Raw genomic sequence first — 24,516 nt, 5'->3', positions numbered from 1 at the left:
CAACCTTTTTCCCACGTCTTACCGTCATTGCTTTAAGCCATTGCTCTTTTGATGTACGAGCTTCTCGCTTTTCTAATTTGCAAACGACCCCAATGGCTCCATTGTAGAGGGCGTTACGCAGAGTGTTGTTGCCACAGCGTTTAGCAATAGCCCCTATATTTTGTTTGCCTCCACTACTATGTTGAACAGGAGTTAATCCCAGACAGGCAGAAGCATGTCGTCCTTTTGAAAAATGGTCTTTTTGGCTGAGGGCAATTTTCAATAAAGCCGCACAAATAGGGCCGACACCTTCTAATGCTTGTAGGCGTTTGCACAATAGGTCTTGAGATGTAGTGACTTTCAGTTTTTGTGTAATGTTATCGATTTGGTGAACTAAATCGACGAATCGGTCATACATCATTGCTAGGGTTTCCCTGAATGTCCAGGTGAGACTATTTTCAGCCTCTTCGAGTATGAGGGGGATTTCGGTCCTAAGCGCAAAATCGCCTTTGTTGATAGGGAAGCCAAACTCAAGTAACAGCGCTCTTAATTGATTTGCGGAGCTGACTTTCTGTCGGACAAGCAATTCGCGAATATGAACAATAGATTGTTGGCACTGGTCTTCAATATTAAGTATTCGGCAAGCTTTCACGTTAGGTTGCATAGCGGCGATAGCGATGGCTAAAGCATCATTAGCATCTGTTTTTTGACCTTGCCGGAATGCAGAGACTCGTTTAGGAGCGATGGCTTTTACTTTATGACCGAGTTTAATAGCTAGTCGTCCCCAGTGATGAGCGGTCGCGCAAGATTCCATGGCAATGAGCGATGCTTTTTCTTTGATAAGAAGCTCTGTAAGTTTTTTTCGAGAGACTTCTTTGTTGAAAATAATTCTTCCATGTCGATCCATCTTACAAACTTGGAAAACGTTTTTTGCTAAGTCGATAGCGAGCACCGTAGAATGAGTCATGTGTTGGCTTCCTTGTAAAAGTGTCGTTACTTATTACGTTACTCCCGAGGGAGATAGGGAGTCCATACATCTTGGTATTTTTGCTATGCGTTGCGTTTAGTGTTTAAGGTGGTATGCGGTGGCTTTAGTATTGCGTTGCTCACCCCTTAACAGGGCTACATGGACTCCCTCTTTTGTCAACAATAGCTACCGCTGACAACAGTGGATCGGACAGCAGCTCTACATTCGGTGTTTTGCCGGATTCTATCCGTCACCCTGATGATATTCGCTTGATGCTGACCTCATTCGTTAGACAGTATTTGTTACTTCCCAATTAAACAGGTTTAAGCATCTCGGTCTGACCGTATTGTCATCAATTGCTATTGCTTTGACTCGGTGAGGGCTAACCGTTTATATAGTTAGCTTTATACTCGTTTCCTGTCGTCAATAATGCCCATATTATTCGTGCATTTTTGGCTGCTAGGGCGACAGCCGCGCGCTTGTAACCTCGTCGCTCAACGAGCTGTTGTAACCATAAGCTGTTTCTATCTGTTTTTTCTTTGCAGCGGGCAATAACAGCTCTCGCACCATGGATAAGCAGAGTACGAATGTGTTTTTCGCCTCTTTTACTGATACGACCAAGATGTACGTGACCACCTGTTGAGTATTGCCTTGGTACTAGGCCAATCCACGCCGCGAATTGGCGACTCGAGCCAAACTGTTTTCCGTCACAGACTGTTGCAACAATGGCGGTAGCACTGTGCTCACCCACACCCGGCACGGCCATGAGTTTGGCAGCTTGCTTCATTTCCTTACTCAAAAGATAGACTTTTCTATCATAACGAAGGATTTCTTCGTTAAGCTGGCGGATGTTATTCACTAAACCACTCAGCAACTCCCGAGCGAGGAATGGGATACCGTTTTCCGCATCCTCAAGAATGTCAGGCACCATTTTTTGAAGTGGATAGCGGCCTTGAGGAATGATAATTCCAAACTCGGAGAGTAAGCCACGAAGTTGATTAATCGTAGCTGTTCTATTTTTCACGAGACTGTGACGAATTCGATGCAAGCAAAGTACGGCTTGTTGCTCTTCACTTTTTACCGAAACAAAACGGGTTTTCGGTCTTGAAACAGCCTCGCATATCGCTTCGGCGTCGTTCGCATCGTTCTTCTCACTTTGTCGGTATGGAATGACGAATTTAGACGCCATGATTTTAGGCGTATGACCCAGTTTTCTGAGTTCACGAGACCAATGATGAGCACCTGAGCAGGCTTCCATGCCGACTATGCAAGGCGGTAAAGTGGCAAATGTGTCTAAGAGTTTGTTTCTTTTGACTGTTTTGCGTAAGACGCACTTGCCATATGCATCAACGCCGTGAATACTGAACACATTCTTGGCGAGATCAATGCCAATAGTTTGAATGTTGGACATGATAACCTCCAGTTTTTCAGCGTGTACTGAGTTAGTATGGCACGCGGAGTGTCAGGGAGAGGGAGTCCATATCATTCGTTATGCAGCAATAAAAATTTTAGTTAGGTGATACAGATGCATTCAATTATTTTACAAACAAAAGATAACGAACAAAAAGAGATACAGACCGATAAAAGTCTGTTGTTTGTAGGGGCAAACGGTTCAGGTAAAACTCGTTTAGGTACATGGATTGAAATGGAATCTCCCCAAAAGGATAAAGTTCACCGAGTTTCAGCGCAAAAATCACTAACAATGCCTGACTCTACAACTCCGACATCTTTAGAGCGTGCGCAAAAGGACTTATTGTATGGGTATGCTGAAGCCCCGTCAGATCAGGCTTGGCACTTTAAGTCTGGTCGCAGGTGGAACCAAAAACCAGCAGTAAGTATGTTAAATGATTACCAAAAACTGATGGTTTTTTTATTTTCTGATCATACGGAAGAAAGTGCGAAGTATCTGGCAGCATCAAAAGCCACCAACGAACGTGTTGTGCCTCCTGAAACAAATCTGGATAAGGTAAAAAAGGTTTGGGAGAAAATACTTCCTCATAGAGAGCTGAAAATCGGTGGTTTAAAAATAGAAACGCTTGTCAAAGGAGATCCTTCATCGAACTATAATGCCTCGGAAATGAGCGATGGAGAGAGGGTTATATTTTATTTAATTGGTCAGTGTTTAGCCGCCCCCCAAGATGGCATTATTGTTATTGATGAACCCGAGGTGCACCTACACAAGTCAGTTCAAGTACCGCTGTGGCAAGAAATACAGAAGTTAAGAGATGATTGTGTTTTTATCTTCCTAACACATGATGTCAGCTTTGCGTCTGGAATGAATGAGACTCAAAAAATATGGCTAAAATCATATGATGGTAATAGTTGGGATTGGGAAGTCGTTGAAGCGATAGATAACTTTCCAGAAGAGTTACTTATTGAGGTTTTAGGCTCAAGAAAACCGATTGTGTTTGTTGAGGGTGAAAATGGAAGTTACGACACGGCGCTTTATCAAGCCATTCTGAAAGAATACCTAGTTATTCCGAGAGGCTCTTGCTCAGAAGTGATTATGAGTACTAAGGCGTTAAGAGCAAGTAACCAACTACATCATTTAAATGTTATCGGTATAATTGACCGAGACCGGAGAGTTGATGAAGAACTTGCAGCTCTTAAAGCCGCTGGCATTTATTCACTCGAAGTCGCCGAAGTTGAAAACTTATTCTGTGTACCTGAAGTTTTAAAAGTAGTTAGCGAATATCTTTTAAGGGATAGCAGCGAAGATATTCAAGCGATATCTAATTTTGTTTTTAAAAATTTGCAAAAAGAGTTAGACACTCAGGTTTCTTTGAGGACCGCTGGAGAAATAAAGTTTAGGCTCAACTTGTTTGACGAAAAAGCTAAAGGCAAAGAAAAATTAAGCCTCGCTTTAACTAATTTATCTAGTTCAATCAATGTGTCGGACATTTATGATAATATTGAATCACAATTTACGAATATCATAGAGAGTAAAGATTATACTGGGTTATTAAGGTTGTATAATCGAAAATCTATTTCAGCACAGATAAGTAAATACTTTGATTTGACAAATGGTGGTTTAGCTCAATTAGTCGTAAGATTGGCTCTTAGTAATCAAAAAGATGATATAGTTGCAGCTATAAAGCCTTATTTGGGTGACCTCGAAGAACCAGCTGCATAACAAGCAATTCAAGCTGATTCGCAACGCTCGGCACTTTCGGTTTCAACTTGTTTGGTGATTACGGTGCAGTGTTTTAGTAAGGTGGCAGCGTTGCTCACAACTTAATTGGGCTACATGGACTCCCTCTTTTGTCAACAATAGCTACCGCTGACAACAGTGGATCGGACAGCAGCTCTACATTCGGTGTTTTGCCGGATTCTATCCGTCACCCTGATGATATTCGCTTGATGCTGACCTCATTCGTTAGACAGTATTTGTTACTTCCCAAGTAAACAGGTTTAAGCATCTCGGTCTGACCGTATTGTCATCTATTGCTATTGCTTTGACTCGGTAAGGGCTAACCGCTTATATAGTTAGCTTTGTACTCGTTTTCAGTCGTTAATAATGCCCATATTATTCGAGCGTTTTTGGCTGCTAGGGCGACAGCCGCGCGCTTGTAACCTCGTCGCTCAACGAGCTGTTGTAACCATAAGCTGTTTCTATCTGTTTTTTCTTTGCAGCGGGCAATAACAGCTCTCGCACCATGGATAAGCAGAGTACGAATGTGTTTTTCGCCTCTTTTACTGATACGACCAAGATGTACGTGACCACCTGTTGAGTATTGCCTTGGTACTAGGCCAATCCACGCCGCGAATTGGCGACTCGAGCCAAACTGTTTTCCGTCACAGACTGTTGCAACAATGGCGGTAGCACTGTGCTCACCCACACCAGGCACGGCCATGAGTTTGGCAGCTTGCTTCATTTCCTTACTCAAAAGATAGACTTTTCTATCATAACGAAGGATTTCTTCGTTAAGCTGGCGGATGTTATTCACTAAACTACTCAGCAACTCCCGAGCGAGGAATGGGATACCGTTTTCCGCATCCTCAAGAATATCAGGCACCATTTTTTGAAGTGGATAGCGGCCTTGAGGAATGATAATTCCAAACTCGGAGAGTAAGCCACGAAGTTGATTAATCGTAGCTGTTCTATTTTTCACGAGACTGTGACGAATTCGATGCAAGCAAAGTACGGCTTGTTGCTCTTCACTTTTTACCGAAACAAAACGGGTTTTCGGTCTTGAAACAGCCTCGCATATCGCTTCGGCGTCGTTCGCATCGTTCTTCTCACTTTGTCGGTATGGAATGACGAATTTAGACGCCATGATTTTAGGCGTATGACCCAGTTTTCTGAGTTCACGAGACCAATGATGAGCACCTGAGCAGGCTTCCATGCCGACTATGCAAGGCGGTAAAGTGGCAAATGTGTCTAAGAGTTTGTTTCTTTTGACTGTTTTGCGTAAGACGCACTTGCCATATGCATCAACGCCGTGAATACTGAACACATTCTTGGCGAGGTCAACGCCAATAGTTTGAATGTTGGACATGATAACCTCCAGTTCTTCAGCGTGTACTGAGTCAGTATGGCACGCGGAGTTTCAGGGAGAGGGAGTCCATATCATTCGTTAGCTGAATAGAAGGAAAATTTGAGTATGGAGTGGATAGCTAAGATTCTGATATTTTTGATCGGCGTGTACTGGACTGGAGATCGGGTCAAATCAAATCCTCATGTTGGGCAGCTCCTTACCGAAGCAGAAGGTGGGTTTTCCTCTTTAATTCTGTCGTTAAAAGCACTGAAGATGCCAGACGCATTGAAATTCCTTTCAAAAGTTTATTGTGTGCTAACTATTGTTAGTTTTTGCACATTGCTAGCACTCAGCGAGATTAGTGTTCAGACCGGAGTTAAAGAAATTGTACTTTTAATCTTTGGCACCTCATTTTTAATGTACAGTTCGTTGGGGTGGGTCTTAAGTCATAAAAATGTCATTAAATCCAATTGGTTAATGATTTTTATTTTCTTGTCGTGGCCATTTTTTATGGGTTGGCTTGAGTTCTCTCAAGGGATTCCAGTTTTAAATGACCCCTTTTTAACCATGAATCGTATACTTGTAGTGACCAATATAGGTGATTTAAGTGGCATTGGGGTATGGTGGCAGGCCGTGGCACTGTCAGGTTTTTCAGCGATTCTTTTGATTTTTTACTATGTTATAGCGTGGCTCGGAGCTCTGCTATTTACCTCAATTTCAGTTTTTCTAGTTCTGATTCCAGTATACTTGGCGAAGCTTATTCATAGGTTTTTCCCAAATGATTCGTTTTTCTTTTTTACCATTATACTCTTTGGCTTGTTGACGATATTCAGCTAACAATAAATTTAAGAGTGATTCACAACGCTTGGCAGTTTCGCTTCGCTCAAGTATAGCCAAGCCGCTCACACCTCAATGCGGCGTCATGTGAATAGGAAAAATAATGACATTACGAGTAGTTCCAGAGCTGTACTGTATCGATATAAATGTGAGCAAAGTTTTTTTCACAGATATTCTCGGTTTTTCCGTCAAATATGAAAGACCAGAAGAACAGTTTGTACATTTGACACTAGATGGTGTCGATTTAATGCTAGAAGGTCTATCGAGTAAAAGCCGAAAGTGGCTTACTGGTAAACCCGAGTTTCCACTGGGCTGTGGTGTGAACTTTCAGTGGGACGTTAACGATATTGAAAGCTTATATAGTGAAGTTTGCTCGAAATCTAATGACTCGATTTATCTAATGCTTGAATCTAAATCGTATGAATGTGGTACCAAGTCTGTTATACAAAAGCAGTTCATTGTGCAATCGCCAGATGGGTACTTGTTTAGGTTTTGTCAGGATGTTCTTTAACAGAATTTCCCATACAAGCATTTAAGAATGACTCACAACCCTTGGCGATCTCAGTTTAGACTCGGCTTTAGTGTTTAAGGTGCAATGGTTTGAGTTAGGTGTTTAGCGTTGTTCACGCCTTAATTTGGCGTTATGTGTCCTTTGAAAATCCGATAATATAGTGATCTTTCTGCATATTTTAATTGGTCGTTTTGTCATTTGATTGGCGAGCAATTAGTCTGCTTTAGAAGAATTACACTTTCGTGAGGTTCATATGGCAGAGCTTGGTTACTGTTCTATTAATAACTTAAAGTTATCTAGTCGAAGTCGGGATTCCGTAAAACAAATTCAAAGTATTATAGAAAGTAGTCGGTTATTTACCCTATCTTTATCAGCGGTTCCCATTTTAGACATTTTTTTAGGCCGTAAGAATGCCGCTAATCAATTGATCGACATAGCTGCATATGATTGGGTAGAGTTTGGTAAACTGGCTCAAGCTAGCGGTGCTATTACGAAAAAACGGATTCGAGATATAGCTGAACCTATGACGTGGATGACACAAGGAGAAGAAGGTGAATTTTGGAGGTGCGTTAGTCGTGCTGCACTATAAATTATTTTTGGCATTATCGATTTTCTCTGTTTCTGGCTGTGCCGCATCATTCGAAGAAAGGTTCGAAGACTATGCAAATAAAATTGAGGAATGCAAAGTTATTGAACTAGAAAACTCAGAGAGTTTTCCAATGACTCCTTGGTTTGTCTCACTGAATGAAGAAGATCAGAAAAGAGTCGTGTTGTATCTATCTATAGACAATAGAGATAATTGCTCAAAAACTGAAAGAGAGGCTTTGAAAGACTCTGAAAGTCAGTTGTCTCAAGAGCAAAAATCACTATTTGATGCTATGGGAGTAACAGAGCTCCCAAATCATGCACAATACATTGATGGCCTTGATCTAAAGGAAATTCAAAAGATTCAGTCACTATATGGAATGCCGTTTGACTCAATTAAGTTAGGTGAGTCTCTAGGTCTTTTAAGGTAATCAGTGACCGGGAACATAACAAGCAATTTAAGAGGGATTCACAACGCTTGGTACTTTTTTGCTTCTACTTCAGTTTTAGTGTTTATGGCACAATGGTTTAAGTAAGGTGGTAGCGTTGTTCATACCTTAATTTGGCGTTATTATCTATCCGTAGTTGTAGGTTTGGAGAGTTAGGTGTACGAAACCCGTAAAGCTGAAAATAGTGACTATGAGTTCCTATTCGAACTTAAGAAATCAGCAGAATTTGAACCAATCAAAGCTGTATTTGGTTGGGACGAAAGTGTTCAAAGAGAAATTCATCACAATGAGTGGGGCGAAGAAAAGCCAACCATAATCGAAGTCGATGGAGCCCCAGTGGGCAGTTACTTGGTGCAGTGCCATTCTGAGCATCTGTACTTTGGTCGTTTTTTCCTATTACCAGAATATCAGGGTAAAGGAATTGGTAGCCAAGTATTAAAAGCGGTCATTGAGCTTGCTGCACAAAAGTTGTTACCGATAAAGCTTTGCTACTTACAAGGAAACCGAGTAGGGCAACTTTACAAAAGGTTTGGCTTTGAGGTTACAGGGCAGGACGAACAGTTCGTGCACATGCTCAAACCACGCTTATAACAATAAATTTAAGAGTGATTCACAACGCTTGGTGCTTTCACTTCAAGCCCGTTTAGTGTTTACAGCACAATGCTTTAGGTCAGGTGTTAGTGTGGTTCACCCCTTAATTTGGCGTTATGATGCATATGGATATTCAGCTAATACAAATAGAAAGTGATGAATTTGAAAGTCTGTTTTCTGTTGTGAAACAGGGACTTTATTCGCATGTTGATGCCGTCTTTGGTTGGTGTGATGATTTTCAGGTCAATCGTTTACAAAGTGACTATGAGCCGCATTGGTTTCACTGGGTTTACCTGCATGAGACGCGAGTTGGAATGCTATGCTTCAAGCCTTACGATAATGCACTTCATGTACATTTACTCATTGTGTTCCCAGAATTTCAAAATCAAAAATTGGGTGAAAGCGTCATGAATATGGTTCACAAAATAGCGCGAGATCAAGGGCGTAGTCACGTAACCTTATCAAGCTTCACTAGAAATGAGTCAGCAGTAAGGTTTTACAAATCTCTCGGCTATAAGGTGACTGAATGCGATGAAAACTTCCTTTCTTTGTCGCTTCAAGTTGCATCATAACAAGCATTTAAAAGGGATTCTCAACGCTTGGTATTTTTGCTTTTACTTCAAATTTAGTGTTTATGGCACAATGCCTTAGGTAAGGCGTTGGCTTTGTTCAAACCTTAATTTGGCGTTATGTTTATCGACATACTGTGACTTCTATTCAGTGTGCACCAAGTTTCTCAATCTGTTGGCTTTTATTGGTTTAAACTGCCTTCACATTTGTTAGTTTGGAGTTCATATGTCTTTAAAAGACTACTGTTCCGTTAAAGGACTGAAACTCTCTGCTCGACCATGCGATGGCATCTATTAATCCTTTATTGAGAAAGCAAGTTTACTATCTTGCTCAACAAGAAGAGCTGTTTACTTATGGTGAAGAACAAAAGTTTTGGAAGTGTGTCAGTGAAGCTGCTCTGTAGCATTGCTTTTATATCATTGGTTGGTTGTACGGCTTCGCCTCCAAGCTTGACTCAGCCATATAGTCAGTTAATGGCTAAAAAAGAAGCCTGTTTTGAGAAAGCTAAAAATGGTTTACATTCGTTCCCTGAGTCTCAATGGTTACGAAGTCTAACTGAAAACAAGCAAAAACAAGTACTTAGTTATCTAGCGCAGTATGCTTTCAATTCGTGCATTAGCGAAGAGGTCAATAACGTTGAAATGTCATTGGCAAAGCAATCTGATGACATACAACTGTTTTTTAATCAGTATGTTGGTTTGCATGAGTTCAAGCAAGAGCCTCCAAAAGGCGTTGGTATCCCAGAACTAAACACTCTGCAAAAAGAGATTAAACAGCCATTTATCGCCAATGAGATATACGAAAGTATAAGATAAACATACAACGCGTTTAAGAATGATTCGCAACGCTTGGTGCTTTCACTTCAAGCCAGTTTAGTGTTTACAGCACAATGCTTTAGGTTTGGGTGCAGGCGCTGTTGAGCCCTTAATTGGGCTATAACACAAAATCAGGCTATTGTTCAAAATGGCTAGTTGAACTATTATTTGTACATTAAATTGTACTATTAGGAGTTCAACATGAGCCGTATCCATTTTGACCAAGATATTCAGCCTTTGTCTGAATTTCGTGCTGGCGTAACGTCATTTATTAAACAGATTAACGAAACTCGCAGACCACTGGTAATCACACAACGTGGTAAGGGTGTTGCGGTTGTCCTTGATGTTGCGGAATATGAAGCAATGCAAGAGAAGATCGAGTTACTAGAAGAAATGCGTACTGCTGAAGCACAGTTAGCTTCAGGTTTAGGTGTTTCCAATGAAGACGCTCGTGCTCAAGTGTTGGGGCGTCTTAAGAAATGATTAAGAAATGAATGTAGTCTGGTCACCACTAGCATTACAAAAGTTAGGTGATGCAGCCTTATTTATTTCACTGGATAACCCAGTGGCGGCAGAAAACTGGGTTAATGAGGTTTTCGATAAAACTGAACTTCTCTCGAGTATGCCTGAAATGGGGCGAATGGTCCCTGAGTTACCTCATACTAACTATCGTGAAATCCTATTTGGTCACTATCGAATCATATATAGCTTCAGCCATGAAATTCGTGTCCTTACAGTAAGAAATTGTCGTCAAATACTCACGGAAAGTGACGTGTAGCAATGGTGTTATAACAATCTGTTTAAGAATGATTCGCAACGTTTGGTCACTTTCATTTTAATTGGCTTAACTGTTTGCGTAATGTATCTAAAAAGGGAATTTAAATTGATTCTAAACCATGTCTCAGTGGGTGTTTCGAATGTGACCTCCTCTGTCGCTTTTTATGATTCACTGCTTTCTACTTTGTCTATTAAACGCTCTCATTACATCGAAAATGTAGCAGCGGCTTATGGTGAGCATTTTGAGTTTTGGGTCGGTTGTCCATGCAAAGAGGGTGCGTCTGCCGGGAATGGAACTCATATTGCTTTTAATGCGCCAAGTCGAGAGGCGGTTGATCGATTTTACGCTAGCGCGTTGGCGCTAGGAGGTTCGTGTGCAGGCAAACCGAATTTGCGTCCCGAATACGGTGAGACTTACTACGCTGCATTTGTGCGTGACCTTGATGGAAACAAACTGGAAGCGGTATTTATCTAACTGAATCCACATCTTCTTTGTTCGTTGTGCTGTGGCTGCCGCCTTTTTATGCGCAAGGCAACATTGCGACAGCTGGAGGCTGTTTGTCTTCACAGTACTTGGCGGCTTGGGTGATTGGCAAACTTGGAGGCCGAGAAGCCGTTGAGAGTGCCATTCACTACGTTGCGCCCGTCGGTGAAAAGGAGCAAACCGTTACCCACTGCATGTCCGTAGTGAGCGTCTACCAATAGAGTCAGTGCCGCGTTCACTCGACACTATCGATGCAGATCATCATGGCGTCTGGTCGCCAGTACTCTAGCTCGCAGTCCATCAGTTGTCCGTCTTGCTTGTAGTTCACGCGACAGATTTTTAGTACGGGTTGGCCTTCTGCTAGATTGAGGGCCTTGGCAACATGTGCTTGAGCTGAGGTGGGAATGACGTCAAAGCGTGAGCGCAAAGTCTCATAGCCGAACTTATCACGATAAATGCCCGTCAACGACATAGTCAGGTTTTCGCTTAATATGCCTTCAAATAAAGACGCTTTTAAAACGTTCTCGACAAATAGCACTGCCCGCCCATCAATGCATCTCAGTCTTTCGATGATATGAATTGGTGTGATTGTGTTGACCTCTAGAGCTTGAGCATATTCACCTGCCGCCATTTCACTTCGTACATTCACCAGTCTGGTTTCTGCAATACGGTTTTGGTCGCGAATCATTTGATGAAAATGAGATCGGCACAGAGGGTTATAGCGAATTCGTTGAGGAGAGACATACCAACCACGGCGTTCTTCGCGATAGATTCGCCCTTCCGTTTCGAGTGCGATCAATGCATCTTTGATGGTAATGCGCGTGGTTGAGAATAACTCGCTAAGTTCTCTTTCAGAGGGTAATTTTTGGCCTTCAGATAGGACTCCAGACTCGATTTGCTCTCTTATGTTAGTTTTAATTCTTGCTAGTTGGGTTCCTAATGGAGGGGCCACTGTTGTTCTCATTGCTGATCTAGTCCATGTGTTGAGCTAGAGATAATGTAAGTCGGACAGATAACAGAATTATGACATACGTTAATTGATCAAATTGCGCCCAAATGACATATATCTGCCATAGAAATTCATTCAAACTGTCAAAATAGTTGCGCCAAATCGTCACATTTACTGCCTAGGATAAATTTTGAACTTACTGACCTAGTCCAGAAGGATGGAGACAATGAAAACTTTGCTAAGTCGTTCAACGGCTATTTCTGCCAAGAAAATGGTACCTGCTGCTCTCATTGCAGTATCACTCTCGATGCCAGCCATAGCAAAACAGGCGGATCTCGAATCACTGATCCAAGCCGCACAAAAAGAAGGCGCGGTGTACAGTGTGGGAATGCCAGATAGTTGGGCAAACTGGAAAGACACATGGGTAGACCTGAAATCAAACTACGGTTTGAAACATCAAGATACGGATATGAGCTCGGCGCAAGAGATCGCTAAGTTTGAAGCAGAGAAGAAAAATGCAACCGCTGATATAGGCGATGTTGGTTTTGCTTTTGCACGTGTCGCAGTGAAGAAGGGCGTGACTCAAGCTTATAAACCGACAACCTGGAGCGATATTCCTGATTGGGCGAAAGATAAAGAGGGTCATTGGGCACTGGCTTACACTGGCACCATCTCATTTATCTCTAACAATAATCTCGTCAAAAACGCTCCGAAATCTTGGGATGACCTGTTGAAAGGGGACTACAAGGTGACTGTCGGAGATGTGGGTGTTGCAGCACAGGCAAACAATGCCGTTCTTGCAGCAGCATTTGCCAATGGCGGCAATGAATCTAACTTAGAACCCGCACTGAAATTCTTTGCTGAGTTAGCAAAACAAGGGCGCTTATCGTTCACAGATCCAAGTATCGCTAACCTAGAGAAAGGCGAAGTTGAAGTGGCGATTTTGTGGGACTTCAATGCGCTTAACTACCGTGACAAGATTGATCGTCAACGCTTCACCGTTAACATTCCTCAAGATGGTTCTGTCATTTCGGGATACACCACCATCATCAACAAATTCGCTAAAAATCCGAATGCGGCTAAGCTGGCTCGCGAGTATATCTTCAGTGACCAAGGGCAGATCAACCTAGCTCAAGGTTATGCTCGTCCAATTCGCTCTAACGTAGTATTGCCTAAGTCAGTTCAAGATAAGCTGATTTCTAATGACCAATACAGCAATGTGCATCCCGTAAAGGATTTCAATGCTTGGGAAAAATCTGCGCGTAAATTGCCACGTCAATGGCAGGAAAGTGTGTTAATTCACCAACAATAAGAGTCCGTCACTATGAACAATAAGGTTATCCTTGTTGTTCTAGATGGACTGAATTATCAGGTAGCCCGTGACTGTATGGGCTACCTCAATGGCCTTCTAGAACAACACCACTCAGGCTCGCGAATGTGTGCAACATTGTATCCCGTCCTTTGCGAGCTGCCTTCATTATCACGTCCACTTTACGAATGTATATTGACTGGAGTGCGCCCCGTTGACAGTGGCATTGTGAATAACAATGTAGTGCGTTTGTCGAACCATGAGTCGATTTTTAGCATCGCGAAATCGCAAGGCAAGGTGACAGCTGCCGCAGCGTATCATTGGATAAGCGAGCTCTATAACCGAGCCCCTTATGAACCAGTGAGAGATCGTTTTACACATGATGAAGCGATGAATATTCAGCACGGCTGCTTTTACCACTGGGATCACTATCCTGATGAAGCTCTCTTTCTTGATGCGGAACATTTGCGCCGAGCGTATAGGCCAGATTTTTTGCTGATTCATCCGATGAACATTGATGATATGGGCCATAAATATGGTTTGGATTCTAGCCAGTACCGTAATTGTGCACGTCACGCAGACATTATTTTGTCTAACTATATTGAGCAATGGCTAGCAGACGGTTATCAAGTCATCGTCACCAGTGACCATGGTATGAACGACGATCGGTCACACGGGGGAATCTTGCCACAAGAACGCCAAGTACCGCTGTTTTTGATCGGGGATAAATTCACCCATCAAGAAGGGCAAATTAAGCAAACAGAGCTCTGTGGCATGGTTTGCCAATTGCTCAATCTCGAGCACACTAAGCCTTATTCTCAGGAATTGTTAGCATTATGAGCAGTTCTGTTTTATCGACTCGTACACAAGAGTCAAGTTCAGCGAAGCCACATTGGCATCGATGGGTTGGGCGTATCAAACCCGCATTGTGGCTGGCGCCTTTTGCGCTATTTTTCTATCTCTTTCAGTTAGCTCCTATGGTTTGGGTGCTGATCAACAGCTTTATTTATGATGGCGAATTTGCACTTGATAACTATATTGAAGTGCTAGATTCAGCTTTTATGATCCAGGCTTTTAATAACAGTCTTTGGTTAGCTGTTTGGTCGAGCGTTGTCGGCTTAGCGATTGCAACCTTGCTGGTATCTTCGCTACGCCGTGTTGAAGGGAAAATTCGAGATAGTGTTATTGCGTTTACCAATATGAGCAGTAACTTTTCGGGTGTGCCTTTGTCATTCGCGTTTATCATCATCTTAGGTACCAACGGTGCATTGACCTTGCTGCTGAAGCAGTATGGCTTATTAGGTGATTTCGATCTGTATGGTAAGTGGGGTTTGCTGGCCATATATGTTTATTTTCAGATCCCTCTGGCTGTTTTGTTGCTGTATCCCGCTTTTGACGCGCTCAGTGATGACTGGCAAGCCGCCGCTGCACTCCTAGGAGCTCGTACAGACCAGTATTGGGCCAGAATTGCGTTACCAGTGCTTTCTCCGGCACTGCTTGGCACCTTCATCATTCTGATTGCCAATGCGATTGGCGCCTATGCCAGTGTATACGCATTGACTTCGGGCAATTACAACGTGATCACCATTCGTATTGCCAGCTTAGTATCGGGTGACTTGTTCCTTGAGCCGAACTTAGCGGCTGCCATTTCTGTGATTTTAATGGCCTTGCTTGCTCTGATCACCATTATCAATCAATGGCTTATTGCAAAAAGCTATGCGGGTAGGAAGTCGTGATGCATAACGTTAATACTCGATTCCACAAAACGGTAGTGTATTCCATTGTGGGCATTATGCTGATACCGATTTTGGCAACATTCGTCTATTCGGTGTCATCCCGCTGGGGCGCGACCATTTTGCCTGATGGCTTTACGCTAGACTGGTATCTCAACTTACTGAGTGACCCACGATTTTTGCAGGCATTTGGACGCTCGTTGTTCATTTGTATCGCATCACTTTTTTTGAGCGTGGTGTTGATTCTACCCGCGATATTTGTGGTTTTTTATTACTTTCCGAAACTAGATAAGGTTATGAATATCATGATCTTATTACCCTTTGCGGTACCACCAGTGGTTTCGTCTGTGGGATTGCTTCAGCTTTATGCAGACAGTGAAATTTCTCTTGTTGGCACACCTTGGATTCTAATCGGCACTTACTTCACTATAGCGTTGCCATTTATGTATCGTGCTATTGCTAATAGCTTCGAGGCAATCAATCTGCATGATTTGATGGACGCTGCGCATCTTCTCGGGGCGAGCACCGCCAAAGCGTTTCTGCTAATTATTCTGCCAAACTTGAAAAAAGGATTGATGGCATCGCTGTTTCTTTCCTTTTCATTTTTATTGGGCGAGTTTGTATTCGCCAATATCTTGGTTGGTACGCGTTACGAAACGCTACAGATTTACCTTTATAACATGCGTCAGACCAGCGGCCACTTTACCAGTGCGCTGGTGATGACCTATTTCCTGTTTATTTTTATCCTGACTTGGCTGGCAAGTCGCTTTAGCCGAGGAGTCAAATAATGAGTTATGTAGTCGCAAATAACCTGACCAAACGCTTTGCGGATAATACCGTATTCGAAGAGATTGAATTCACTATTGAGCAAGGTGAATTTATTACGCTGCTTGGCCCCAGTGGTTGCGGTAAATCGACCTTGCTTCGTAGTCTGGCAGGATTGAATCCTGTGGATGGGGGAGAGATTTGGGTAGATGGTGAGGAGATTACGCACCAGTTACCTCAGCAGCGGGGCATTGGTATGGTGTTTCAGTCCTATGCGTTGTTTCCTAATATGACTGTGGAAGGCAATATAGGTTTTGGTTTGCAGATGAAAAAACTGGCAAAGCAAGAGATTCAACGCCAAGTCGCTAGGGTAATCGAACTGGTTGATCTCAAGGGTAAAGAGAAACACTATCCACATCAGCTCTCAGGAGGGCAACGTCAACGAGTCGCTCTTGCTAGGGCGTTAGTGGTTAAGCCGCGTATCTTACTCCTTGATGAGCCTCTTTCCGCACTGGATGCCAAGATACGTAAGCACCTCCGTCAACAGATCCGTGATATTCAAAAAGAGATGAATTTAACGACAATTTTTGTCACTCATGATCAGGAAGAAGCGATGATCATGTCAGACCGCATTTTCCTAATGAATAAAGGCGAAATTGTTCAGGCTGGTTCTCCGGAAGAGATTTATACTCATCCAGCCAACGAGTTTGTGGCAAGTTTTATGGGGCATTATAATTTGGTTGAAGCAACGAAAGCGAAGCAACTGTTTAATATCGAGACCGATTGGAAGGTAGCGATACGTCCTGAATCCATCTATGTCAAAGAGCAGGGGCGCAAATATGGCAGCCATGTATCTGCCCCGCAAAAGGCGACAATAAAAAACCATCAATTGTTGGGAAATGTGATTCGCTATCAGGTCGAGGTCGACCAGTGTGAGCTTACCGTTGATCTCCTCAATCGCTCATCTGAGCGTTTACTGGCCAATGGTAGCCAATTAGAACTCTTGTTTAATCTCAATGAAATTCAACCTGTGAGAGCGTAATGATGTCAAAGCCGTTGTATGTATTTGATATGGATGAAACCTTGATCAATGCTGATTGTGCAATGATCTGGAACGAGTTTATGGTTGAGAAAGGTATCGCGACCAGCCCCGATTTTATCGAGCAGGATCAGAGATTAATGGCTCTTTATGCTCAAGGGAAAATGGATATGGAGGATTACCTCAAGTTTTCCATCTCTCCTTTGGTTGATATACCCATAGAGCAAGTGAATGTGCTGGTGGAAGAGTGCGTAGAGCGCCATATCCTCACCAAGCAATTCAAACAGTCCAAAGTTTTAATTGATCAACTTAACGAACAAGGTATTCAGATGGTAATCATCTCTGCCAGCGTAACGTTTCTTGTGCAAGCGGTTGGGCGACGCTTGGGAATTGACGTGGCGTTGGGTATTGATCTCGTTGAAGCTGGCGGACGCTATACTACCGAGATTAGAGGTGTTCCAAGCTATCGCGAGGGTAAGGTAATCCGATTAAAACAATGGTTGGATTCACAACCCGAGACTTACTCCAACATTCATTTCTATACCGACTCAATCAATGATTTGCCGCTATGTGAATACGCGGATCACGCTTATTTGGTCAACCCATGTCCACGTTTGAGAGCCCGTGCAAGCTCTATGGATTGGCAAGTGTTGAACTGGACTTAGCCGTGATGTTGTTTAGTTGGTCGGTGGTGGGCAGCTTGGATAAAGAGTAAGCGTTAAACAGAAAGTAACGGATTCCAATGAACAAATTTGATCGCTATTTTGGGCTTAGGCTTGCTAGCGCTGATAGTCTTCAGGCAACAAACTATGACCATTGCAGTCGGCTAAATACACCAGTGCATCAATAACGCGAATCGGGGTCAACAGATTCTCTTCGTTGCAAGGGGCTAACTCAAACGAGAGGTACAGTGTATCTGCTTCAATCTTGACGAACAGATTACCTTGCGGTGCTCGTTCTTGAGTTAGAGCGAAGGTGCCCACACCGAGGAAGTGGGAGCTGTTCAAGTTGCGCGTAGCGTAGATATCACATTGCAATTTATGAGCAAGGGTCAAGAAATCGAGCAGGAGATTCACTTGGTCGTCCGATACTCGATCGAGCGCATCAATATGGGGCGCTTTGCAGTAACGGTCGAAATAGCCGATCATTTCTTCTATGTCATTGTCAAATAGCATCTTCTGGCACCTGTGTTGTTTGGCTGGCGATTGTACCTATACAACTCTCTATTCACAAAGCGTTTAGTACGGCTTTTATCCTCAGTATGTGGTTGATCGTTTGTCACGAAAATTCGGCTTATCGCGGTGTCGGAAAATAACAGATATTCGTACCGTTTATATATGTTGCATTGCTTATTTGGCTGTATTATAAAGTGTTTCTCAGCACAATAACTTCATGATTATATTAGTTTTTACTAACCTTTAATAACATGGAGAAAAGGTGATGAGCAAGAAAACTAACAACTATAGGCTAGTGGATATTCTCCGTTTTCGTCGGGCTTACGTAATGTCGGATTTTAATCTCAACACAGACCAAATATCGGTTCGTGGTGACGATTACCAATTGCGTAAGATAAAACAGGTAGAAGTACGTAAGCTTGGGATAAAAGATAACATGGTGAATGTTATTTCCCTCGCTTTAATGTTGTCGGCCGCGACTTGGGCGTTTGTTCCGCAATTTGGTTTTTTAATGCTCGCATTGACTCTAATTCTTGCGTTTGCGTTTTGGAGAAAATACGAACTTAGGGCTGAGTTTGTTGCAACGGATGAAACGGGAGATTACTGGGTATCGATTGCTCGCGGCTGCAGTAACGCAGAGTACAAAGTATTTCAGCAAGTTGAATCTCAACTAGCGTCTTAGGTTAAAAAACGAAGGCTCACCCACTTACGGTGGGCCTTTTGTTTATTGAGGTGCGTAGGGGATGGGGCTTTCAAACCGCCTTAACACTGCGGAAAGATCAGCGTTAGGAGGTTCAGATGCTGAAACTGGTAGTAAAGGTTGCGATCATAAATGTCATTGCGGCTATAGTTGTGTGGTTGCTTTCCTACGTAGTTGATTTTTTTGTCGTCACACGACTTTCTGATTTCTTATTTATGGTCGTTTTTGTTATCTGGGGCTTGGCAATGCTAACTTGGGAAGGTGGAACAGATAGCAAAACCGCTAGGTACAATAACCCCAAGCTCGATTCAGTCTACAAGATGGTCAAAGGTTTTGACGTCGAGAAAGATGAAAGAAAACGCTATCGACAAAACTACCAAGATGGTTTGGTATTGTTTATTGCAGGTATTCCCTCGTTAACTGGATGCATCATTTTAAACATTTTATAGCTTAGGAAGAGCGTAATATGTCACTGATACCTTTTATGAGTTCGCATTATGGTGTGCTAATCGATTGGATCGACTCAGACCAACTCAACTATTTGTGGGGAGGAAACTGTTACCAGTTTCCATTGACCGACGAACAGATTGAGTTTCACTGCAATAAGGACATTGTTCACCCTTTTATGCTGGAGCACAACGGCGAATACGCTGGTTATGTTGAGCTTTACCAAGAAAGGGCAGACTGTTTTCGTATCTGCCGAGTGTTTATTGCACCTCCATTTCGTGGCCAAAAGCTCGCGGCGAAGATGCTGCAACTATTAATCGACCATGCACAATCCCATTTTGTGGTTTCTCAGTTGAGGTTAGCTGTGTTTGAACACAATGATGTTGCGCGTAAGTGTTACCAGTCACTCGGGTTTCAGGTGGATAAGATAGAGCGGGGAACGCGTCGTTATGAAGGGCAAGATTGGAATCTAGTGTTGATGAGTAAAGAATTGAGTCACATAGAGTAAGCCCCACAAAGCGGACGTTGTGGAGCTAATCCATTAGTTTGCGATATTCATGGTCACGTTCAGATCCAATGAGAGACGCGACAGTTTATCCTTTAGAATACGACGCGCTTTCTCCAGTTCAGCCACCTGAACTTGTTGTCCTTGAGAATGTACATCCAGTCTGACGCGCAGCTCACGACCTACCTTAATAACCCCCGCCACGGCAAGTTCCTGATCAACTTGTGTCTCTAGGGCGAGCACCTCTTTGTTAACCGCGTGACAGATCTCTTCGTCAGGTTTCATCATCAGTAGTTCGCGTAGTGCACCTGCTAACATCTCAAGTGGTACTTTAATGAAGTAGAAAGACATCAGCAGCATCATCACCGGATCCGCATAGACGGCATATTGTGCGAACGGTGAAACGGATACCAGCCACGCAGCCACGAAACCTAAGGTCACAGCGACGCTAAGCAACGTGTCCATCTGCCACTGTTTTACTTCAGCGTCTACCAAGCCAGATGAAATAAGTTTCGACTTATTCGCGATGTACCACCATGCGTAGCTACAACCAACAACACTTACCGCACCGAAAAGCGTTGCAATACTCGCGTCAACTTCACGGCCACCATTCATTAATGCCTGCACAGCTGAATACAGTGAGTAGGCAACGATCGCTAAAATCACACTACCTTTTATTGCGATCACTAGGGGCTCAAGCATCGCTTTACCAAATGGAAACTGGCGCTTGGACGGCTGAGCAATGTATCTAGACACGGCGAGCGACAACAAAGTTAATAGCAAACTGACCAGTGAATATACACCGTCAAAAACAATGACAAGTGAGCCAACTAGTAAGCCGAGTACGAGTCCGCTACCCGCAAAGCCCGATGCTAAAAGAGCTGAGAAGGTTAGGATTCGTTTTTCGTTAAGGCTTGTTCGGGCACACATAATGAGTTCTCTTGTAAAATTCCCCTATATTTTTCTCAATATAAGAGAATTAGACAATCCCTATATGAATACCCAATATGTCAAATAGATGAATTTTAGTTAAAATTGTTATTTTTCAATGAGATGCGAACATAATGCGGTGTCAATAATATTGTCGCTGACTGATTGATGGATCAAATAATCGTCGCAATGGTTAAAAATCAAACAAAAATTCGTTTAATTTGTCTGCCAGCCAAGACATTCCAGGATGCTCTGCCATACCTGAAGAGGTGAACATACAGTAATCTTCTTGGGTCAAGCCATAAGTGTGTTTTATTACCGAGAGTTCCTGTTTGCGTAGCAAGTGTCGGATCAGCGGTTCAGGGAGTACGCCCCAAGCGTCTTCTTCAAGAATCGTGTTGAGTATGTAGTCAAAGCTTGAGAAGCCTATGTGACGCAGAGAGAAGGGTTGTAATTCTGGATTATCCTTTTCATTTAGATAAACCATAACGGCTTGCATAGCGTTACGCAGTTCGTCATCCGAGACCCGACGAAGTTTGGCCAGTGGGTGAGTGGAACGACATACTGACATCAGGCGTATCTTGCCTAATGGCTGAAACGTAATGTGAGGGTCATTGAGTCGTTCGTAATCGACGCCAAACGCGAAATCAACTTGGGAAGTTGCCACAAGATTTGCCAAGTCACCACTAGAGGCTAAAACAATGTTAAATGCGGTTGCGGGAAAGCGGTTGTTAAGCTTATGAGAGAGATCCTGCCACAGTTCGTCAGGCAGAGAATCGTCACGAGCTATCCATACCTCGGCGTTAAACTTACCTGATACGTGAGTACAGGTTTTACGAATACGCGCTGCGGTAACTAGCATATTGTGACAATCTTTGTAAATGGCTTTACCCGCTTCAGAAAGCACCAAATTATTGCCACTACGAACAAAAAGTTCGACATCGAGATCTTTTTCTAGTGCTTTAATCGCCATACTCAAGCGTGTGCGGTTGCACTCTAGTTGGCGAGCGGCCTCGGAAACCGAGCCTGTGTCGGACACAGTACAAAAAGCTTCGATCTGAGTAAGGTTCATCTTTTGTTCAATTTGGTTAGTCTCGAATCGATATTATATCAATCTCTGTCAATTGTCTGTTTTCCGAATTGAAATGCTATGAATTTCATGCAGTTTTGATACTCTTGGGGCATGCCTAATGAATGTTGTTACAGGGAGATCATGATGGCTAATAGTTGGGACGATGTCGCACTCGATTGGGACTCGGATAACACGACTAGTGTATATGCGGATAAAGCTTTTGAATCTCTACAGCAAGTAGTTGATGTTAAAGGGTTACATATTTTTGATTTTGGCTGCGGAACAGGTCTGCTTAGCCAAAGAATGTCTCAAACGGCAAAAGATATTGTCGCGCTCGACAGCTCCGAAGCAATGATAGAACAACTCGATAAGAAAGAGCTTCACAACGTAGAACCCGTAGTTGATCTACTGACTCGTGGTTTAGTGGCGATGCACCCTGCATTTCGAGCACAGTTTGATCTAGTGGTTGCCTCTTCAGTGTGTAGTTTCCTACCAAACTATTCAGATGTCGCGGATATTGTTTACAGCATCCTCGACGATGGCGGACATTTTGTTCACTGGGATTGGTTGTCGGACAAAGACGAAGTTGGCGGAATGACGATTGTTCACGCTCAGCAAGTGCTGACGAGTGTGGGTTTTAGCCAAGTAGAAATCACGACGCCGTTTACCATCACAACCCCGCACGGCGAACAAACCGTGTTGATGGCGGTTGCCAAAAAGTAACTCGATTCGGTTTAAACATTAAAGCCCAGTAGAAATACTGGGCTTTAATGTTTTATACCACTGGGACGGTCTGATATTGACTGACTTCATCTAGTACCCAAGGGTTGGCAATCGCCCCCTGATTTTTAACTTCTTGTCCATGAAGAACTTGTTTGACTGCCAGTTCGACCAATTTACCCGATTTGGTTTTGGGTATTTCACTTAACGGATAGATTTCAGCCGGAACGTGTCGGGGTGAGCACTGACGACGCAGCGTCTCTTTTATGGTCGAAATCATATGCTCGGTCAGTGATGCATGAGGCTCAAGCTGAACGAACAGAACGACTTTTTCATCACCATCTACTTGCCTTGCAACGGCGATAGAATCTTGGATCCCAGCCAGTTGGTTAACTTGCTGATAAATTTCTGCCGTTCCGATGCGGACACCGCCGGGGTTCAAAGTGGCATCACTTCGTCCGTAGAAAATCATTCCGCCTCGTGGAGTCATTTCGACATCATCGCCATGGTGCCATGTATTTTCGAACTTATCCCAATAAGCCATATGGTAACGCTCACCATCATCGTGCCAGAACCCTAACGGTTGGTTGGGGAAACTGTTTTGACAAACCAACTCACCGCGGGAGGCAATAATAGCTTCACCAGATTCATTGAGCACTTTGACATCCATACCCAAGCCTGCACCTTGGCACTCTCCTCGATAAACCGCAGAGATTGGATTGCCCAATACGAAGCAACCGCAAATATCGGTTCCGCCAGATATGGATGCAAGGTGGATATCGACTTTGATATTGGAATACACAAAATCAAATTGTTGAGGATAGAGGACTGAGCCAGTTGAACAGAGTGTTTTGAGAGATTTTAGTGGCAACTGGCTACTAGGATTAAACTGCTGTTTCTCTAGAGCTTCTAAGTATTTTGCCGATGTACCAAACAGCGTGACCTTAGCATCTTCAGCCAGTTGCCAAAGTATTTGCTCGTTAGGGTACATAGGGCTGCCGTCAAATATCACCAAGGTCGCGCCGCTTGCTAAAGCGGATACGTGCCAGTTCCACATCATCCAACCGCATGTCGTGTAGTAGAAAATACGATCTTTCGGTTGAATATCACAGTGAAGTTGATGCTCTTTGAGATGGTTTAATATCGTCCCTCCCACGGAATGAACGATACATTTCGGTTTGCCTGTCGTACCTGAAGAGTAGAGGACAAAAAGAGGATCATTAAAACTAATCCGCTCATAACGCATCGCGCGTGGCAGGTAGCTGGCAAAAATCGCTTCCCAATCAGAGAATGACTCACAGCGGTCATCCATTGACATATCTATTTGTAAGTAGTCAATTTGGCACGTATTTAGGATGCTTGGAATCGCATCAACAATTTTGCGGTTTTTCTCTTCTATTTGGAAGGTCTTACCGTTGAAGTCGTAACCATTACAGCAAAACAGAATTTTGGGTTGTACTTGTCCAAATCGTTCGATGACGCTTTCCGCGCCAAAGTCAGGTGATGTTGAAGTCCAAATCGCACCAAGGCTGGTCGTTGCGAGCATGGCGATCACAGTCTCTGGCATATGTGGAAGATAGCCGGCGACGACATCGCCTTTTTCGACGCCATTTTGAACCAACCATTGCTGAATGATTGAAACTTGGTCACACAGCTCCTGCCAAGTCAGTTGACGACTCGACCCTCGTTCGTTCTTAAACCAAATTGCGGTGTCATCTGGTGCCTGAAAAGAGTAGGCCAACAGATTTTCGGCATAATTTAGTTGCGATTGTGGAAACCAGATCGTATCTCGGCTTGGGTTAAACTGGCCCCACTTGGCCAACCCTTCGCCTAAAATGCAGTCGCCCTTGTAGCCTATGACGTCGCAAAACTGCCAAATCTCGAGCCAGAAGTTCTTTTTGTTTTCAATCGACCACTGGTGCAAGTCAGCATAGCTATCGATTTTATTTCCCTGAATATTAATGTGTTTTATAAATTGACTCAGGTTTGATGACTCCACTCGCTCACTACTTGGAACCCAAATAGGTGCTGGAAGGTTCGTCTGCGAATTAGACATGACATCCTCGTCTTATTGTTCTCCGTTTTCTCGAATAAGCTTTGATGAAAAGGTAGCCAAAGTCAAACTTACC

At 43.3% G+C, this 24,516-nt stretch carries 29 protein-coding genes and 1 pseudogene; 22 read left to right on the top strand and 8 right to left on the bottom strand.

The window, feature by feature from the left end; all coding sequences use genetic code 11:
* Together DA100_RS10260 and DA100_RS10250 are read right to left on the bottom strand one after the other, a co-directional pair.
* On the bottom strand, nucleotides 1-946 hold a 946-nt coding region (locus tag DA100_RS10260), incomplete at its 3' end, for an IS110 family transposase (RefSeq protein WP_138972052.1).
* 382 nt (nucleotides 947-1,328) lie between these two features.
* The gene (locus DA100_RS10250) at nucleotides 1,329-2,357 is read right to left on the bottom strand and encodes an IS110 family transposase (protein ID WP_138972051.1); all 1,029 of its coding nucleotides are present in this window, start codon (nucleotides 2,355-2,357) and stop codon (nucleotides 1,329-1,331) included.
* 114 nt (nucleotides 2,358-2,471) lie between these two features.
* On the opposite strand from DA100_RS10250, the gene DA100_RS10245 reads away from it, so the two are divergent.
* On the top strand, nucleotides 2,472-4,079 hold the full coding sequence (locus DA100_RS10245; RefSeq protein WP_138972050.1) for a DUF4435 domain-containing protein: 1,608 nt from the start codon (nucleotides 2,472-2,474) through the stop codon (nucleotides 4,077-4,079).
* A gap of 337 nt (nucleotides 4,080-4,416) precedes the next feature.
* On the opposite strand, the gene DA100_RS10240 is transcribed toward DA100_RS10245, so the two are convergent.
* Nucleotides 4,417-5,445: an IS110 family transposase gene (locus tag DA100_RS10240; RefSeq protein ID WP_138972049.1), complete on the bottom strand. Its 1,029-nt coding sequence runs from the start codon at nucleotides 5,443-5,445 to the stop codon at nucleotides 4,417-4,419.
* Nucleotides 5,446-5,550: 105 nt separating this feature from the next.
* Between DA100_RS10240 and DA100_RS10235 the strand changes: the two genes are divergently transcribed.
* From DA100_RS10235 to DA100_RS10180, 11 genes and pseudogenes are all read left to right on the top strand, one after another.
* Nucleotides 5,551-6,261 (top strand): hypothetical protein, encoded by a 711-nt coding sequence (locus DA100_RS10235; RefSeq protein WP_138972048.1) that lies wholly within the window; start codon nucleotides 5,551-5,553, stop codon nucleotides 6,259-6,261.
* 103 nt (nucleotides 6,262-6,364) lie between these two features.
* Nucleotides 6,365-6,772: a VOC family protein gene (locus DA100_RS10230; protein ID WP_138972047.1), complete on the top strand. Its 408-nt coding sequence runs from the start codon at nucleotides 6,365-6,367 to the stop codon at nucleotides 6,770-6,772.
* Nucleotides 6,773-7,025: 253 nt separating this feature from the next.
* Nucleotides 7,026-7,361 (top strand): hypothetical protein, encoded by a 336-nt coding sequence (locus DA100_RS10225; RefSeq protein ID WP_240800905.1) that lies wholly within the window; start codon nucleotides 7,026-7,028, stop codon nucleotides 7,359-7,361.
* Complete coding sequence (locus DA100_RS10220) at nucleotides 7,324-7,788, top strand: hypothetical protein (RefSeq protein WP_138972046.1); 465 nt, start codon at nucleotides 7,324-7,326, stop codon at nucleotides 7,786-7,788. Before DA100_RS10225 ends, DA100_RS10220 begins: the two co-directional genes overlap by 38 nt.
* Nucleotides 7,789-7,962: 174 nt before the next feature.
* Complete coding sequence (locus DA100_RS10215; protein ID WP_138972045.1) at nucleotides 7,963-8,397, top strand: GNAT family N-acetyltransferase; 435 nt, start codon at nucleotides 7,963-7,965, stop codon at nucleotides 8,395-8,397.
* A 116-nt stretch (nucleotides 8,398-8,513) separates the two neighbouring features.
* Entirely contained in the window at nucleotides 8,514-8,969 is a 456-nt protein-coding gene (locus DA100_RS10205) for a GNAT family N-acetyltransferase (RefSeq protein WP_138972043.1), read from the top strand.
* A gap of 384 nt (nucleotides 8,970-9,353) precedes the next feature.
* Nucleotides 9,354-9,782: a hypothetical protein gene (locus DA100_RS10200; protein ID WP_171052198.1), complete on the top strand. Its 429-nt coding sequence runs from the start codon at nucleotides 9,354-9,356 to the stop codon at nucleotides 9,780-9,782.
* A gap of 201 nt (nucleotides 9,783-9,983) precedes the next feature.
* Nucleotides 9,984-10,265 carry a type II toxin-antitoxin system Phd/YefM family antitoxin gene (locus DA100_RS10195; RefSeq protein ID WP_025633738.1) on the top strand — a complete coding sequence of 94 codons (282 nt, stop codon included), beginning with the start codon at nucleotides 9,984-9,986 and terminating at the stop codon, nucleotides 10,263-10,265.
* A 7-nt stretch (nucleotides 10,266-10,272) separates the two neighbouring features.
* Nucleotides 10,273-10,560: a type II toxin-antitoxin system RelE/ParE family toxin gene (locus DA100_RS10190; protein ID WP_138972041.1), complete on the top strand. Its 288-nt coding sequence runs from the start codon at nucleotides 10,273-10,275 to the stop codon at nucleotides 10,558-10,560.
* A 105-nt stretch (nucleotides 10,561-10,665) separates the two neighbouring features.
* Complete coding sequence (locus DA100_RS10185) at nucleotides 10,666-11,034, top strand: VOC family protein (protein WP_138972040.1); 369 nt, start codon at nucleotides 10,666-10,668, stop codon at nucleotides 11,032-11,034.
* A 41-nt stretch (nucleotides 11,035-11,075) separates the two neighbouring features.
* Nucleotides 11,076-11,264: pseudogene (locus tag DA100_RS10180) on the top strand (AraC family transcriptional regulator); the annotation flags it as partial.
* 14 nt (nucleotides 11,265-11,278) lie between these two features.
* On the opposite strand, the gene DA100_RS10175 reads toward DA100_RS10180, so the two are convergent.
* Nucleotides 11,279-12,007 carry a UTRA domain-containing protein gene (locus DA100_RS10175; protein WP_138972039.1) on the bottom strand — a complete coding sequence of 243 codons (729 nt, stop codon included), beginning with the start codon at nucleotides 12,005-12,007 and terminating at the stop codon, nucleotides 11,279-11,281.
* A 211-nt stretch (nucleotides 12,008-12,218) separates the two neighbouring features.
* Here DA100_RS10175 and DA100_RS10170 point away from each other — a divergent pair, with 211 nt between their 5' ends.
* The 6 genes from DA100_RS10170 to DA100_RS10145 are packed head-to-tail and all read left to right on the top strand — an operon-like array spanning nucleotide 12,219 to nucleotide 17,503.
* A complete protein-coding gene (locus DA100_RS10170; RefSeq protein ID WP_138972038.1) occupies nucleotides 12,219-13,304 on the top strand; it encodes an ABC transporter substrate-binding protein in 1,086 nt (361 codons plus the stop codon).
* A gap of 12 nt (nucleotides 13,305-13,316) precedes the next feature.
* A complete protein-coding gene (locus tag DA100_RS10165; protein ID WP_138972037.1) occupies nucleotides 13,317-14,141 on the top strand; it encodes an alkaline phosphatase family protein in 825 nt (274 codons plus the stop codon).
* The gene (locus tag DA100_RS10160; protein WP_138972036.1) at nucleotides 14,138-15,037 is read left to right on the top strand and encodes an ABC transporter permease subunit; all 900 of its coding nucleotides are present in this window, start codon (nucleotides 14,138-14,140) and stop codon (nucleotides 15,035-15,037) included. Before DA100_RS10165 ends, DA100_RS10160 begins: the two co-directional genes overlap by 4 nt.
* Nucleotides 15,037-15,822 carry an ABC transporter permease gene (locus DA100_RS10155; RefSeq protein WP_138972035.1) on the top strand — a complete coding sequence of 262 codons (786 nt, stop codon included), beginning with the start codon at nucleotides 15,037-15,039 and terminating at the stop codon, nucleotides 15,820-15,822. Before DA100_RS10160 ends, DA100_RS10155 begins: the two co-directional genes overlap by 1 nt.
* The gene (locus DA100_RS10150) at nucleotides 15,822-16,841 is read left to right on the top strand and encodes an ABC transporter ATP-binding protein (protein ID WP_138972034.1); all 1,020 of its coding nucleotides are present in this window, start codon (nucleotides 15,822-15,824) and stop codon (nucleotides 16,839-16,841) included. Before DA100_RS10155 ends, DA100_RS10150 begins: the two co-directional genes overlap by 1 nt.
* 2 nt (nucleotides 16,842-16,843) lie before the next feature.
* Nucleotides 16,844-17,503: an HAD family hydrolase gene (locus DA100_RS10145; protein WP_138972054.1), complete on the top strand. Its 660-nt coding sequence runs from the start codon at nucleotides 16,844-16,846 to the stop codon at nucleotides 17,501-17,503.
* A gap of 114 nt (nucleotides 17,504-17,617) precedes the next feature.
* Here DA100_RS10145 and DA100_RS10140 read toward each other — a convergent pair whose 3' ends face one another.
* Nucleotides 17,618-18,013 carry a hypothetical protein gene (locus DA100_RS10140; protein ID WP_138972033.1) on the bottom strand — a complete coding sequence of 132 codons (396 nt, stop codon included), beginning with the start codon at nucleotides 18,011-18,013 and terminating at the stop codon, nucleotides 17,618-17,620.
* A gap of 265 nt (nucleotides 18,014-18,278) precedes the next feature.
* On the opposite strand from DA100_RS10140, the gene DA100_RS10135 reads away from it, so the two are divergent.
* The 3 genes from DA100_RS10135 to DA100_RS10125 all read left to right on the top strand — a co-directional run bounded on the left by DA100_RS10135 (nucleotide 18,279) and on the right by DA100_RS10125 (nucleotide 19,668).
* Nucleotides 18,279-18,695: a hypothetical protein gene (locus DA100_RS10135; protein ID WP_138972032.1), complete on the top strand. Its 417-nt coding sequence runs from the start codon at nucleotides 18,279-18,281 to the stop codon at nucleotides 18,693-18,695.
* A gap of 116 nt (nucleotides 18,696-18,811) precedes the next feature.
* Nucleotides 18,812-19,162 (top strand): hypothetical protein, encoded by a 351-nt coding sequence (locus DA100_RS10130; RefSeq protein ID WP_138972031.1) that lies wholly within the window; start codon nucleotides 18,812-18,814, stop codon nucleotides 19,160-19,162.
* 17 nt (nucleotides 19,163-19,179) lie between these two features.
* The gene (locus tag DA100_RS10125; RefSeq protein WP_138972030.1) at nucleotides 19,180-19,668 is read left to right on the top strand and encodes a GNAT family N-acetyltransferase; all 489 of its coding nucleotides are present in this window, start codon (nucleotides 19,180-19,182) and stop codon (nucleotides 19,666-19,668) included.
* Nucleotides 19,669-19,701: 33 nt separating this feature from the next.
* Here the strand turns inward: DA100_RS10125 and DA100_RS10120 are convergent, their stop codons facing one another.
* Together DA100_RS10120 and DA100_RS10115 are read right to left on the bottom strand one after the other, a co-directional pair.
* The gene (locus tag DA100_RS10120) at nucleotides 19,702-20,595 is read right to left on the bottom strand and encodes a cation diffusion facilitator family transporter (protein WP_138972029.1); all 894 of its coding nucleotides are present in this window, start codon (nucleotides 20,593-20,595) and stop codon (nucleotides 19,702-19,704) included.
* 193 nt (nucleotides 20,596-20,788) lie between these two features.
* Nucleotides 20,789-21,667 carry a LysR family transcriptional regulator gene (locus DA100_RS10115; protein ID WP_138972028.1) on the bottom strand — a complete coding sequence of 293 codons (879 nt, stop codon included), beginning with the start codon at nucleotides 21,665-21,667 and terminating at the stop codon, nucleotides 20,789-20,791.
* A 144-nt stretch (nucleotides 21,668-21,811) separates the two neighbouring features.
* Between DA100_RS10115 and DA100_RS10110 the strand changes: the two genes are divergently transcribed.
* Nucleotides 21,812-22,390 (top strand): class I SAM-dependent methyltransferase, encoded by a 579-nt coding sequence (locus DA100_RS10110; protein ID WP_138972027.1) that lies wholly within the window; start codon nucleotides 21,812-21,814, stop codon nucleotides 22,388-22,390.
* A gap of 52 nt (nucleotides 22,391-22,442) precedes the next feature.
* On the opposite strand, the gene DA100_RS10105 is transcribed toward DA100_RS10110, so the two are convergent.
* Entirely contained in the window at nucleotides 22,443-24,443 is a 2,001-nt protein-coding gene (locus tag DA100_RS10105) for an acetoacetate--CoA ligase (protein WP_138972026.1), read from the bottom strand.
* Nucleotides 24,444-24,516: the final 73 nt, after the last annotated feature.

Origin of the sequence: Vibrio sp. Hep-1b-8, from assembly GCF_006124995.1 — a bacterium.
GTDB lineage: Bacteria > Pseudomonadota > Gammaproteobacteria > Enterobacterales > Vibrionaceae > Vibrio.
Note: the sequence above shows the minus strand (reverse complement) of the source record. Positions and strands in the feature narration are given on the sequence as shown.